The sequence below is a fragment of the Streptomyces sp. NPDC050842 genome (genome assembly GCF_044456565.1).
GTDB lineage: Bacteria > Actinomycetota > Actinomycetes > Streptomycetales > Streptomycetaceae > Streptomyces.
This window is the reverse complement of sequence record NZ_JBITGA010000006.1, coordinates 209,029-220,634: the sequence shown is the minus strand read 5'-3', so window position 1 is coordinate 220,634 and position 11,606 is coordinate 209,029. Positions and strand designations below refer to the sequence as shown.

15 protein-coding genes and 3 tRNA genes are annotated in these 11,606 nt (G+C 72.4%); 11 read left to right on the top strand and 7 right to left on the bottom strand.

Annotation, left to right across the window (positions count from 1 at the left end):
• The first annotated feature begins 13 nt into the window (after window positions 1-13).
• The 4 genes from mscL (at window position 14) to ACIBG6_RS21765 (ending at window position 2,927) form a co-directional block, all read left to right on the top strand.
• Window positions 14-475, top strand: coding sequence for a large conductance mechanosensitive channel protein MscL (gene mscL, locus ACIBG6_RS21780; RefSeq protein WP_399224195.1), 462 nt, complete (start codon window positions 14-16; stop codon window positions 473-475).
• A 165-nt stretch (window positions 476-640) separates the two neighbouring features.
• A complete protein-coding gene (gene htpX, locus ACIBG6_RS21775) occupies window positions 641-1,504 on the top strand; it encodes a zinc metalloprotease HtpX (RefSeq protein WP_399224194.1) in 864 nt (287 codons plus the stop codon).
• Complete coding sequence (locus ACIBG6_RS21770) at window positions 1,501-1,893, top strand: YccF domain-containing protein (RefSeq protein ID WP_399224193.1); 393 nt, start codon at window positions 1,501-1,503, stop codon at window positions 1,891-1,893. Before htpX ends, ACIBG6_RS21770 begins: the two co-directional genes overlap by 4 nt.
• Window positions 1,893-2,927 carry a hypothetical protein gene (locus ACIBG6_RS21765; protein WP_399224192.1) on the top strand — a complete coding sequence of 345 codons (1,035 nt, stop codon included), beginning with the start codon at window positions 1,893-1,895 and terminating at the stop codon, window positions 2,925-2,927. The genes ACIBG6_RS21770 and ACIBG6_RS21765 overlap by 1 nt, the downstream gene beginning before the upstream one ends.
• On the opposite strand, the gene ACIBG6_RS21760 is transcribed toward ACIBG6_RS21765, so the two are convergent.
• The 4 genes from ACIBG6_RS21760 to ACIBG6_RS21745 form a co-directional block, all read right to left on the bottom strand.
• Window positions 2,893-4,137, bottom strand: a complete 1,245-nt coding sequence (locus ACIBG6_RS21760; RefSeq protein WP_399224191.1) for an APC family permease — start codon at window positions 4,135-4,137, stop codon at window positions 2,893-2,895. The two genes, ACIBG6_RS21765 and ACIBG6_RS21760, sit on opposite strands and share 35 nt — an antisense overlap.
• A 15-nt stretch (window positions 4,138-4,152) precedes the next feature.
• Window positions 4,153-4,785 carry an alpha-ketoglutarate-dependent dioxygenase AlkB family protein gene (locus tag ACIBG6_RS21755; RefSeq protein WP_399224190.1) on the bottom strand — a complete coding sequence of 211 codons (633 nt, stop codon included), beginning with the start codon at window positions 4,783-4,785 and terminating at the stop codon, window positions 4,153-4,155.
• Entirely contained in the window at window positions 4,782-5,288 is a 507-nt protein-coding gene (locus ACIBG6_RS21750) for a methylated-DNA--[protein]-cysteine S-methyltransferase (protein WP_399224189.1), read from the bottom strand. Before ACIBG6_RS21750 ends, ACIBG6_RS21755 begins: the two co-directional genes overlap by 4 nt.
• Before the next feature lie 95 nt (window positions 5,289-5,383).
• The gene (locus ACIBG6_RS21745) at window positions 5,384-5,875 is read right to left on the bottom strand and encodes a YajQ family cyclic di-GMP-binding protein (RefSeq protein ID WP_141295791.1); all 492 of its coding nucleotides are present in this window, start codon (window positions 5,873-5,875) and stop codon (window positions 5,384-5,386) included.
• A gap of 169 nt (window positions 5,876-6,044) precedes the next feature.
• On the opposite strand from ACIBG6_RS21745, the gene ACIBG6_RS21740 reads away from it, so the two are divergent.
• Window positions 6,045-6,126, top strand: a tRNA-Tyr gene (locus ACIBG6_RS21740).
• A gap of 69 nt (window positions 6,127-6,195) precedes the next feature.
• On the opposite strand, the gene ACIBG6_RS21735 is transcribed toward ACIBG6_RS21740, so the two are convergent.
• Both ACIBG6_RS21735 and ACIBG6_RS21730 read right to left on the bottom strand, forming a co-directional pair.
• On the bottom strand, window positions 6,196-6,852 hold the full coding sequence (locus ACIBG6_RS21735) for an NAD(P)H-binding protein (protein WP_399224188.1): 657 nt from the start codon (window positions 6,850-6,852) through the stop codon (window positions 6,196-6,198).
• Window positions 6,853-6,854: 2 nt separating this feature from the next.
• Window positions 6,855-8,144, bottom strand: coding sequence for an amidohydrolase family protein (locus ACIBG6_RS21730; protein WP_399224187.1), 1,290 nt, complete (start codon window positions 8,142-8,144; stop codon window positions 6,855-6,857).
• Between the two features lie 229 nt (window positions 8,145-8,373).
• On the opposite strand from ACIBG6_RS21730, the gene ACIBG6_RS21725 reads away from it, so the two are divergent.
• The 6 genes from ACIBG6_RS21725 to ACIBG6_RS21700 all read left to right on the top strand — a co-directional run bounded on the left by ACIBG6_RS21725 (window position 8,374) and on the right by ACIBG6_RS21700 (window position 10,931).
• Window positions 8,374-8,446, top strand: a tRNA-Thr gene (locus tag ACIBG6_RS21725).
• A 44-nt stretch (window positions 8,447-8,490) separates the two neighbouring features.
• Window positions 8,491-8,563, top strand: a tRNA-Met gene (locus tag ACIBG6_RS21720).
• An 86-nt stretch (window positions 8,564-8,649) separates the two neighbouring features.
• Window positions 8,650-8,814 carry a 50S ribosomal protein L33 gene (rpmG, locus tag ACIBG6_RS21715; RefSeq protein WP_003956487.1) on the top strand — a complete coding sequence of 55 codons (165 nt, stop codon included), beginning with the start codon at window positions 8,650-8,652 and terminating at the stop codon, window positions 8,812-8,814.
• A gap of 118 nt (window positions 8,815-8,932) precedes the next feature.
• Complete coding sequence (locus ACIBG6_RS21710; RefSeq protein ID WP_329621741.1) at window positions 8,933-9,385, top strand: MaoC family dehydratase N-terminal domain-containing protein; 453 nt, start codon at window positions 8,933-8,935, stop codon at window positions 9,383-9,385.
• A 2-nt stretch (window positions 9,386-9,387) separates the two neighbouring features.
• Window positions 9,388-9,816, top strand: coding sequence for a MaoC family dehydratase (locus ACIBG6_RS21705; RefSeq protein ID WP_329621740.1), 429 nt, complete (start codon window positions 9,388-9,390; stop codon window positions 9,814-9,816).
• A complete protein-coding gene (locus tag ACIBG6_RS21700) occupies window positions 9,813-10,931 on the top strand; it encodes a UDP-N-acetylmuramate dehydrogenase (RefSeq protein WP_399224517.1) in 1,119 nt (372 codons plus the stop codon). The genes ACIBG6_RS21705 and ACIBG6_RS21700 overlap by 4 nt, the downstream gene beginning before the upstream one ends.
• 3 nt (window positions 10,932-10,934) lie before the next feature.
• Here the strand turns inward: ACIBG6_RS21700 and ACIBG6_RS21695 are convergent, their stop codons facing one another.
• Window positions 10,935-11,573: an NAD(P)-dependent oxidoreductase gene (locus tag ACIBG6_RS21695; RefSeq protein WP_399224186.1), complete on the bottom strand. Its 639-nt coding sequence runs from the start codon at window positions 11,571-11,573 to the stop codon at window positions 10,935-10,937.
• Between the last annotated feature and the right edge of the window lie 33 nt (window positions 11,574-11,606).

Sequence of the window (11,606 nt, the reverse complement as noted above, 5' to 3'; positions counted from 1 at the left end):
GGAGCAACACCCCGTGCTGAACGGATTCAAGGACTTCATTCTTCGCGGGAACGTCATCTCGATGGCCATCGGTCTGGCCGTCGGAACCGCGTTCACCGCCGTCGTCACGGGCTTCAGCAAGGCCTTCATCACCCCGCTCATCGGCCTCGCCACCGGCTCGGTCGGCGACTTCAGCGAGGCGAAGTTCAGCGTCGGCAAGACCGTCTTCCCCTACGGCCTCGCCATCTCCGCCGCCATCGCCTTCGTCATCACCGCCGCGGTCCTCTACTTCCTGATCGTCGCCCCGCTGGCGAAGGTCCAGGACCGGTTCGCCAAGGCGGAGGCCGCCGACCCCAAGTCGGAGAAGCGCGACTGCCCCCGCTGCTTCACCGAGATCCCGGCGATCGCCTCCCGCTGCGCCCACTGCACCAGCGAGATCGAGCCCATCGCCGTCTTCCTGGAGCCGGAGAAGGTCGCGGTCCCGGCCGCCCGCTAGGGGGCGCCATCACCCGAACGGCCCCCAAGCCGGTCCGGCCGCCCCGGTACGGCCGGGGGAACCCGAGCCTCCCGCCTGGCGTTGACCAGTACGGGAGGGTCCACTGGACGAGTGGACCACCACGAAGCAAAGGGTTCCCCTGCCGCACCACTTGGAGGGCGTACCGTGCACCGCCGGCACAACGGGCTGAGGACCGCCGTCCTCCTCGGAGGGCTCTCCGCCCTCATCATCGTCATCGGCAGCTTCTTCGGACGGACGGGGCTGATCGTCGCGCTCTTCGTGGCGCTCGGCACCAACGCGTACGCGTACTGGAACAGCGACAAGCTGGCGCTGCGGGCCATGCGCGCCCGCCCCGTCAGCGAGTTCGAGGCCCCCGCGCTGTACAGGATGGTGCGTGAGCTCTCCACGCAGGCCCGCCAGCCGATGCCGCGGCTCTACATCTCACCGACCCAGGCACCCAACGCCTTCGCGACCGGCCGCAACCCGCGCAACGCCGCCGTCTGCTGCACCGAGGGCATCCTCGCGATCCTCGACGAGCGCGAACTGCGCGGCGTCATCGGCCACGAGCTGAGCCACGTCTACAACCGGGACATCCTCATCTCCTCGGTCGCCGGAGCCCTCGCCTCCGTGATCATGTTCCTGGTCAACTTCGCCTGGCTGATCCCCGTCGGCCGCTCCAACGACGACGACGGCCCAGGACTCCTCGGCATGCTGCTGGTCATGATCCTCGGCCCGATCGCCGCCTCGGTCATCCAGCTCTCCATCTCCCGCTCCCGCGAGTACGAGGCGGACGCCTCCGGCGCCCAGCTCACCGGCGACCCGCTCGCCCTGGCCAGCGCCCTGCGCAAGCTGGAAGCGGGCACCAAGCAGCTGCCGCTGCCGCCCGAGCCCCGGATCGAGACCGCGAGCCACATGATGATCGCCAACCCGTTCCGCCCCGGCAAGGGCATGTCCAAGATGTTCTCCACCCATCCGCCGATGGCCGAGCGCATCGCCCGGCTCGAACAGATGGCAGGTCACCGCCCGTGAAGACCGTCCTCAACATCATCTGGCTCATCCTCTGCGGATTCTGGATGTTCCTGGGCTACATGCTCGCGGGCGTCCTGCTCTGCATCACGATCATCGGCATCCCCTTCGGCCTCGCCGCGTTCCGCATCGGCATCTACGCCCTGTGGCCCTTCGGGTACACGGTCGTCGACCGCCGCGACGCGGGCGCGGCCTCCTGCGTCGGCAACGTGCTGTGGCTGATCCTCGCCGGCTGGTGGCTCGCTCTCGGGCACATCGTCACCGGCATCGCCCTCTGCATCACGATCATCGGCATCCCGCTCGGCATCGCGAACTTCAAGCTGCTCCCCGTCTCGCTGCTCCCCCTCGGCAAGGAGATCGTCCCCACGGACCAGGCGTACGCGGCCCACTGATGCAGTTCCCCCGCTACGCGCTGGTGCCCGCCCCCGCTGACCCCGGCCCTCACGTCCTGGCCCTCTGCCAGGACGTGACGGGCCTCTTCGCCGAACCCGCCCGACCCGCCCGCGTCCGCTACGAGCTCCGCGGCTGCGAACCGCGCGGCGAGCTGTACCGGGCCGTCACCCAGGCGGTCGTCGAAGGCACCGCGCCGTTCGGCACGCTCGTCGTGGACCTCCACGGCACCCGATGGGCCCTCGCGGACACCCGGATCCTCGGCATGCGCGGCGACGTCGTCACGGTGGAGGCGACCGGCGAGCCGCGCCCCGCCCACCACACCGCCGACCCGGTCCCGTGCGGCAACCTGATCCCGGTCACGCGCGCCGCACCCGAGGAGCAGACCCACACCGACGTCACCTTCCTCGGCTGCTCCCCCCGCGGCGAACTCCGCGACGCCCTCGCCGCGGGCGCGGAGGAGTTCCGCGAGGTGCACTACCAGGGCCTCACCCGGATCGGGAACGAGCACCACGAGGGCGAGGCGGGCCGCATCACCGGCTGGGACACCTCCGCCCGCCACCGCGGTCTCGTCGACCTCACCGTGTCCTTCCCCCGTACGTGCCTGGTGCCGCTCGCGACCGGCGAGATATGGGACCTGTTCTGGCACGCGAGGCCCACCGAGCCCGGCACCTGGCGGCGGTTCACCGGCGCGGCGCGCGGCGAGTGGCTGGACCGGGCCGCGGCCCACGGCTCGTACGGCGCCCCGGAGCTCGTCCCCGGCGCCACGTACCACCTGGACGGCACCGACATCGTCGACGAGGACTCGTTCCGGTGCGCGCTGGGGGAGGCCGTGCTCGGCCCCGGCCGCTGCTTGGGCGCGGGAAACTTCGGGGCGACGGCCGAGGACCTGGCCGGCGCCACCGTCGTCTGGCACCACGCCGACGTGGCCCGGGCCTGCCTGGGCGTCCTGCCCTACGGCGGACACCGCCCCGCGACCTTCCAGGAGCTCGTCGGCGGCCTCACGGACGCGGGGGTGCGGCTCGTCCTCGACTGACCGCCCACGCCACGACCCCCACCGCGAGGACCCCGGACCCCGCGAGGACGGAGCCGAGCGGCAACGCGAAGGCGAGCACCCCGCAGCCGACGAGCCCGAGCGCGGCGAGTGGCCGGTTCCGGCCCCCCAGCGTCCAGGCGGAGGCGTTCGCGATGCCGTAGTAGACGAGCACGCCGAAGGACGAGAAGCCGATCGCGCCCCGCACGTCCACCGTCGCCGCCACCACGGCCACCACCGCGCCCACGGCGAGCTCGGCCCGGTGCGGCACCCCGAAACGGGGATGCACGGCGGCGAGCCCGCCCGGCAGGTATCCGTCCCGCGCCATCGCCAGCGTCGTCCGGGACACCCCGAGGATCAGCGAGAGGAGCGAGCCGAGCGCGGCGACCACCGCGCCCGCCGTGACGAGCGGCACCAGCCACTCGGCGTCCGCCGCGCGGGCCGCGTCGGCGAGCGGCGCGGGGGAGCCGGCCAGGGCGGCGGGCCCCAGGACGGTGAGCACGCTCACCGCGACCGCCGCGTAGACGGCGAGCGCGATGCCGAGGGCCACCGGCACCGCCCGGGGGATCGTGCGGGCCGGATCGCGGACCTCCTCGCCGAGCGTGGCGATGCGCGCGTACCCCGCGAACGCGAAGAAGAGCAAACCCGCGGCCTGGAAGACCGCGCCCGCGACGACCTCTCCGCCGAGCGTCGGCCGCGCCGCCTCGCCGGCTCCGAAGGACACCACGACCACACAGGCGAGGACGGCGAGAACCACCGCCACGACGACCCGCGTGAGCAGCGCCGACTTCTGAACTCCCCGATAATCGACGGCCGTCAGGGCCACCACGGCGGCGACCGCCACCGCGTGCGCGTGCGCGGGCCACAGGTACGCCCCGACGGTCAGCGCCATCGCCGCGCACGAGGCCGTCTTGCCGACCACGAAAGCCCAGCCGGCCAGGTACCCCCAGAACGACCCGAGACGTTCGCGACCGTACACATACGTACCGCCGGAGGCCGGGTAGAGGGCGGCGAGCCGGGCCGAGGCCATGGCGTTGGCGTACGCGACGACGGCGGCGAGCCCGAGCGCGCAGAGAAGCCCGGCCCCGGACCCGGCGGCACCGGCCGCCGGCCCGAGCGCCACGAAGATCCCGGCCCCGATCATCGAGCCGAGCCCGATCACGACCGCGTCGAAGACGCCGAGTGACCGGCGCAGTTCCTCTGCCACGGACATCAGCCTAGGGGGCGGTCACCAACCGGTCTCCCGCAGCGTGATGTTGAGCCGCCCGACCAGACCGAGCGCGGGATCGGCCGTCCCCGGGTGGACGGTGGGCACCCCGTGATGGACCCACCGCGAGGCCCCGCCGAAGACGAAGAGGTCACCGGAGGCCAAGTCGACGTCACGGTAGGGCCGGCCGCGGTTCTCCGCGTTGCCGAACCGGAAGACGCACCGGTCCCCGAGGCTCAACGACACCACCGGAGCCCCGGACCGCTCTTCCTTGTCCTGGTGCATGCCCATCTTCGCGCCGGCCCCGTAGAAGTTCACGAGCGCGGTGTCCGGAGCGAACCCCCCGAACTCCCCGTCCTCCCCGTACGCCTCGACGACCGCCTCCCGCCCCAGGGCGGCCAGCCAGTCGGGCAGTTCGACGCCGACCGAGTCGAGATAGCGGTACGGCTCCCACTGCCGGCCCAGACACAGCGACCGCACGGACATGACGCCCCCGCCCGGCAGCACGGTCCGCCGGTACGACACCGGCCCGCGCCCCCACTCCCGGCAGGCGTCCACCAACTCCCGCTGCCGCGCGGGCGACAGCCACCCGGGCACGTGCACGGCCCCGGGCGCGACGACGGCCCGCTCGCGAGGAAAGAGCCCCTCGCTCACGCAGGGCCCTCCAGGGCGCCCTCGACTCCCAGCAGCCGCTCTTTCCGCTCCAACCCGGCGGCGTACCCGCGCAGGCTCCCGTCGGCCCCGATCACCCGGTGGCAGGGCCGCACCACGAGCAGCGGATTGCGCCCGATCGCGGTGCCCACGGCCCGCACCGCGGCCCCGGACGAGCCGACGAGCCGGGCGACGTCCCCGTAGGAGACGGTCGTCCCGTACGGGATCTCCTCCAGGGCCCGCCAGACGCGCCGCTGGAACTCCGTACCGCCGCTCTGGTCGTACGGGACGTCGAACCGTTCCCGCCGCCCGGCGAAGTACTCGCCGAGCTGCCGGGCGACGTCCTCGAACGCCTCGGGCGCGCACGTCCACCGGTCCTCGACCTCGACGCCGCCCTTCTGCCCCGGCAGGGACAGCGAGCGCAGCACGGCACGGCCCCCTTCGGCGAGCTGCCCGACCAGCAGCATCTCGCCCAGGGGGCCGTCGACGTACGCGTACACGGTCATGACTGGTTCCTCTCCCCGCACGGGTCTTCCACGATCCAGTGTGCGGGGCCCGCCGACGCTCGGTCTGGCGGAATTCGGACACGAGCCTCGACGGGTCAGCGGTAGTTCACGTACTGGAGGGCGAAGTCGAAGTCCTTGCCCTTGAGCAGCGCCTGGACGGCCTGCAGGTCGTCCCGGCTCTTGGAGCTGACGCGCAGCTCGTCGCCCTGGACCTGCGCCTTGACGCCCTTGGGGCCCTCGTCCCGGATGGCCTTCGCGACCTTCTTGGCGTTCTCCTGCGAGATGCCCTCGGTGATCGACGCGAAGAGCTTGTACTCCTTGCCGGACAGCTGCGGCTCACCCTCGACGTCCAGCGACTTCAGCGAGATGCCTCGCTTGATCAGCTTGGTCTGGAAGATGTCGAGGATCGCCATCACGCGCTCCTCGCCGTTCGCCTGCATCAGGATCTTCTCGCCCGACCAGGAGATGGAGGCGTTGGTCCCCTTGAAGTCGTAACGCTGGGAGATCTCCTTGACGGCCTGGTTGAGGGCGTTGTCGACCTCCTGCCGCTCGACCTTGGACACGATGTCGAAACTGGAGTCGGCCATGACTCGTGGCTCCTTGCTCGGTTGCTGTCGGGTACAGCCCAAAGCCTAGGGGGTTCGCCGCGACTCGAACCGCTGATCAATCCGGTGGCGGACCACCCCCGGGGATCAGGTATTGTTTACGTCGTTGCCACGGAACACCGCGAAAGCGGCTCCACGGCAGCGATCTCATGGCGATGTGCCCGAGTGGCCAATGGGAGCGGACTGTAAATCCGTCGGCTTAGCCTACCCAGGTTCGAATCCTGGCGTCGCCACGTGAAGAAGGTCCCCGGTGTTCGCACCGGGGACCTTCACTCGTTTCCGGGCCGTAGGGCGGCGGCGGGTCAGTTTCCGGCCACGTCCTTCACGGCGACCGAGAGCGGCGTCGAGCCGCTGATCAGCTCCAGCGTCAGGCCCGCCGTCGCCGGCGTGTCGAGGAGTTCCGCGAGGACCGCCGCCACGTCGTCGCGCGGGACCATGCCCGGGCCCGTGTGGACCTCCAGGCGGACCAGGCCCTTGCCCGCGTCGTTCGTCAGCGAGCCCGGGCGCAGGATCGTCCAGTCCAGGGCCGTGCGGGCGCGGACCGTGTCGTCGGCGGCGCCCTTCGCGCGGAGGTAGGCGTCGAAGACGTCGTCGCCCGGGTGGGCCGCGTCCGCACCCATCGAGGAGACGACGACGTAGCGCCGCACGCCCGCCCGCTCCGCCGCGTCCGCGAAGAGCACCGCCGCCGCGCGGTCCACCGTGTCCTTGCGCTCCACCGAGCTCCCCGGGCCCGCGCCCGCCGCGAAGACCGCCGCGTCGGCGCCCTGGAGCACCGCCGCGACCATCTCCACCGACGCCGTCTCCAGGTCCAGGATCACCGGCTCGGCGCCCGCGTCCCGTAGGTCGTCGCCCTGCTCCGGCCGGCGGATGATCCCCGCGACCTCGTGTCCGCCCGCCGACAGCAGCCTCTCCAGGCGCAGGGCGATCTGTCCGTGTCCTCCAGCGATGACGATGCGCATACTCACGACCGTACGTCGGGACCGGCCGGAGGGCTCCCCGGCTCGGGCGGTTGCGGCCGCTCCGGCCGCAGCTGCCTCGGCAGGTCCAGGGCGGCCGCCGAGTCGCAGTACTCCCGCACCGCGCTCGTCCGGGCCACCACCCGCCCCCGGTGCACCACGATCCGGCTGTACGCGAGGGACAGCACGCCCGCGAGCCGCTCGCCGCGCACCGCGAGCAGCTCCGCCGGGAAGCCCGCCTCCACCCGCACCTCCGGCAGCCCCATCGCCGCCCGCGCCCCCGCGCTCACCGCCGCGTACGCCTCCTGGGGCGGCAGCCCGCCGAGCGAGGCGAGCAGGTACGCCGCCTCCAGCGGATCCCCGCGCCCCACCGGGTTGGACATGTCCCGCAACGCCCCGCTGCCCGCGGCGACCCGCACCTCGGCCGCCCGCAGCAGCCGGACCGGGGCCGCGCCGCGCAGCTCCGTACTCCCGCAGCCGCCCTGCGGCAGGCACACCACCGTCACCCCGGCCGCCGCCAGTTGGTCCGCCGCCCGCCGGGCCACGTCGGCGGGGAGCCGGCCGAGCCCGGCGCACGGCCCGATCGTCACCCCGGGCCTCAGCCCCCCGGCCATCGCCGCGAGCCGGGCGAGGCGGGCCGGGTCGTCCCCGTCGGTGTGCAGGTCGACCGGGCAGCCGTGCTCGGCCGCGACCTCCAGGACGGCCTCCACGTATCCGGCCGGGTCCGGGTCGAGGTCCGGGCAGCCGCCGGCCACGCCGGCGCCCATCTTCACCGCGTCCCGCAGCATCGCGAGCCCGTCCGCGCCCGCGACCCCGGTGAGGAGCCGGGGGACGGCGACGGTCGTCAGGTCGGCGAGGCCGCGCAGCGAGCGCCGCGCCTGGAGCACGGCTTCGAGCGGGCCGAGCCCCTGGACGTCGCCGATGCGTACGTGCGCGCGGAGCGCGGTCGCGCCGTGGCCCAGCTGGAGCAGGGCGGCCTCGGTGGCCCTGCGCTGGACCTCCTCCGGGGCGTACGAGACGGGCCCCGGGGTGTCGGCGGAGAGCGCGGTGTCGGCGTGGGCGTGGGGTTCGGCGGCGGCGGGCAGCAGCAGATAGCCGGCGAGGTCGACGCGGGAACCGCCGACGGCGCTGAGGCTGCCGGCCGTGCCCACGGCCTCGATCCGCCCGCCGACGAGCCGGACGTCCACGGTCCGGCCGTCGGTGAGGCGTGCGTGGGAGAGCAGGAGCGAGGTCGAGTCGGCGGTGGTGGCGGCCCCGTCCTCGGGCGGCTGGGGCTGCTTGCTGTCGGCTGACATCGGGCTCCTCAAGGCTCCTCAAGATCAAGATCGCGCAAGGTGGGGCAGAGCCTAGGGGGGCTCGGTCCCGCCTTCGAGGAGGAGCGCAATAGTCGTACCGATGAGTCCACGAGTGGCGTACGTGACGCCTGGTGAGAGCCGTCGCGGGGGCCGGGTGAGGGGCGTCGCGCGGGCACGCGGAAACCGATTTGGGTGATGGGCGGGAGACCGTGTAATGTCTTCCTCGCTCGCCCCAATAGCTCAGTCGGTAGAGCGTCTCCATGGTAAGGAGAAGGTCTACGGTTCGATTCCGTATTGGGGCTCTGGTGAGAAGGACCCCGCCTTAGGGCGGGATCCAGATCATCAAAGCGGTGTAGCTCAGATGGTAGAGCAAGCGGCTCATAATCGCTGTGTCACCGGTTCAAGTCCGGTCACCGCTACACACGGTAGCCGATTCTGGGGTCGGTCCTTCGATCGGCTACTCTTTTATGCGTTCATCCGTCCCATCCGTCCAAGGAGCACTCACGTGGCTGCCACCGACGTCCGCCCGAAGATCACGCTGGCCTGCGTGGAGTGCAAGGAGCGGAACTACATCACCAAGAAGAACCGGCGTAACAACCCGGACCGTCTTGAGATGAAGAAGCACTGCCCCCGCTGCAACTCGCACACTGCGCACCGCGAGACGCGCTAATCAGGCTCGTACACGAGGCCGTCCCCACTAGGGGGCGGCCTCGTGTCGTTTGTCCGCACGATCGGTGACACCGGCGACATCGGCAACACCGGCAATGAATCCAGGAGGTATCGAGCCCATGGCGCTCGACCAGTCCTTCGTGGGCCGGACCTATCCGCCCACAGCGGCCTACGAGGTCGGCCGCGAGAAGATCCGCGAGTTCGCCGAGGCGATCGGTGACGCCAATGCCGCGTACACCGACACCGAGGCGGCCAAGGCGCTCGGGCACTCCGATGTGATCGCCCCGCCCACCTTCGTGTTCGCCATCACGTTCAAGGCGGCCGGCGCCGTCATCGAGGACCCGCAGCTCGGCCTCGACTACAGCCGCGTGGTCCACGGCGACCAGAAGTTCGCCTACACCCGGCCCGTACGCGCCGGGGACCGGCTCTCGGTCACCTCCACCATCGAGGCGATCAAGTCCCTCGCGGGCAACGACATCCTGGACATCCGCGGCGAGGTCCACGACGCCTCCGGCGAGCACGTCGTGACCGCCTGGACGAAGCTCGTCTCCCGCGCACCCGAGGGGGCCTGACCATGACCGCCAAGATCGCCTACGACGACGTCGAGGTCGGCACCGAGCTGCCCGCGCAGAGCTTCCCCGTGACGCGCGCCACACTCGTGCGGTACGCGGGCGCCTCCGGGGACTTCAACCCCATCCACTGGAACGAGAAGTTCGCCGTGGAGGTCGGCCTCCCGGACGTCATCGCCCACGGCATGTTCACCATGGCCGAGGCCGTCCGCGTCGTCACCGACTGGGCCGGCGACCCCGCCGCCGTCGTCGAGTACGGCGTCCGCTTCACCAAGCCGGTCATCGTCCCCAACGACGACCAGGGCGCCCTCGTCGAGGTCAGCGCCAAGGTCGCCGCGAAGCTGGACGACCGGAAGGTGCGGGTCGACATCACCGCGATGAGCGCCGGGCAGAAGGTCCTCGGCATGTCGCGGGCCGTGGTCGAGCTCGCCTGACGGCTACGAGCGTCACGGGCCCGTCGCGGAAGCGGCGGGCCCGTACCCTTGAGCCCGTGCAGCCACTCCACGACGCCCCCCTCGCGCCCCTGACCACCTTCCGGCTCGGCGGACCCGCCACCCGGCTCGTCACCGCCACCACCGACGACGAGGTGGTCGCGGCCGTCCGCGAGGCCGACGCCGCGGGCACCCCGCTGCTGATCATCGGCGGCGGCTCGAACCTGGTCATCGGGGACAAGGGCTTCGACGGCACGGCGCTGCGCATCGCCACCACCGGCTTCGCCCTGGACGGCACGCGCCTGGAGCTCGCCGCCGGCGAGGTCTGGACGGACGCCGTGGCGCGGACCGTCGAGGCCGGGCTCGCCGGGATCGAGTGCCTGGCCGGCATCCCCGGATCGGCCGGCGCGACCCCGATCCAGAACGTCGGCGCGTACGGGCAGGACGTCTCCGCGACCGTCACCGAGGTCGTCGCCTACGACCGGCGCGCCGAGGAGACCGTCACCCTCACCAACGCCGAGTGCGCCTTCTCGTACCGCCACAGCCTCTTCAAGGACGAGCCCGAGCGGTACGTGGTGCTGCGCGTCCGCTTCGACCTGGAGGACGCCGACGGGATGTCGGCGCCGATCAAGTACCCGGAGACCGCCCGCGCCCTCGGCGTCGAGGCCGGCGACCGGGTGCCGCTCGGCCAGGCCCGCGAGACCGTGCTGCGGCTGCGCGCCGGCAAGGGCATGGTCCTGGACCCGGAGGACCACGACACCTGGTCCGCGGGCTCCTTCTTCACCAACCCGATCCTCACGGCGGGGGAGTACGAGAACTTCCTCACGCGCGTGACCGGGCGGCTCGGCCCCGACGTCGCCCCGCCGGCCTTCCCCGCGGGCGAGAACGGCGCCGTGAAGACGTCCGCGGCCTGGCTGATCGACCGGGCCGGGTTCACCAAGGGGTACGGAACCGGGCCCGCCCGGATCTCCACCAAGCACACGCTTGCCCTCACCAACCGCGGCGAGGCGACCACCGAGGACCTCCTCGCCCTCGCCCGCGAGGTCGTCGCCGGGGTCCGGGACGCCTTCGGGATCACCCTCGTCAACGAGCCCGTGACCGTCGGCGTCGAGCTCTAGCCTCTAGTACGCGACGCCCACGCCCTGCTTGACCGTCGCCGGGGCGTCGATCATCGCCAGCATCGCGTGGGCCACGTCCGCGCGGGCCAGCGTGCGGCCCCGGGGCGGATTGCCGCCGACGACCGTGCGGTAGCGGCCGGTGAGCGGCTTGTCGGTCAGCTTCGGCGGGCGGACCGAGGTCCAGTCGGTCGCGCTCGCCGCCAGCGCGGACTCCATCACCCGCAGATCGGCGTAGACGTCCTTCAGGACGCTGCTGATCACCGCGAGGACGGCCTTGTCGAGCACCCCGTCGCCCTCCGCCGCGGGGCCCACGGGCGCCGCGCTGACCACCAGGAGCCGCCGGACCCGCTCCGCCTCCATCGCCGTGAGCACCGAGCGGGTCAGCCGGGCCGCCACGCCCGTCGCCGCGTCCGCGCGACCGCGGGCGCCGAGGCCCGACAGCACGGCGTCCCGGCCGGTGACGGCCGCGCGCAGGGTCTCCGGGGCGGCGAGGTCGGCCCGGTGGACCACGAGCCGCTCCCCGGTCACCGCCAGCCGCGCCGGGTCCCGCACCACCGCCGTCACCTCGTGGCCCGACGCCAGCGCCTGGCGGACGATCTCCCGTCCGATGCCGCCGGTCGCGCCGAAGACAGTGAGCTTCATGTCGCACCCTCCCGGGGTGGGTAAGTGTTCACT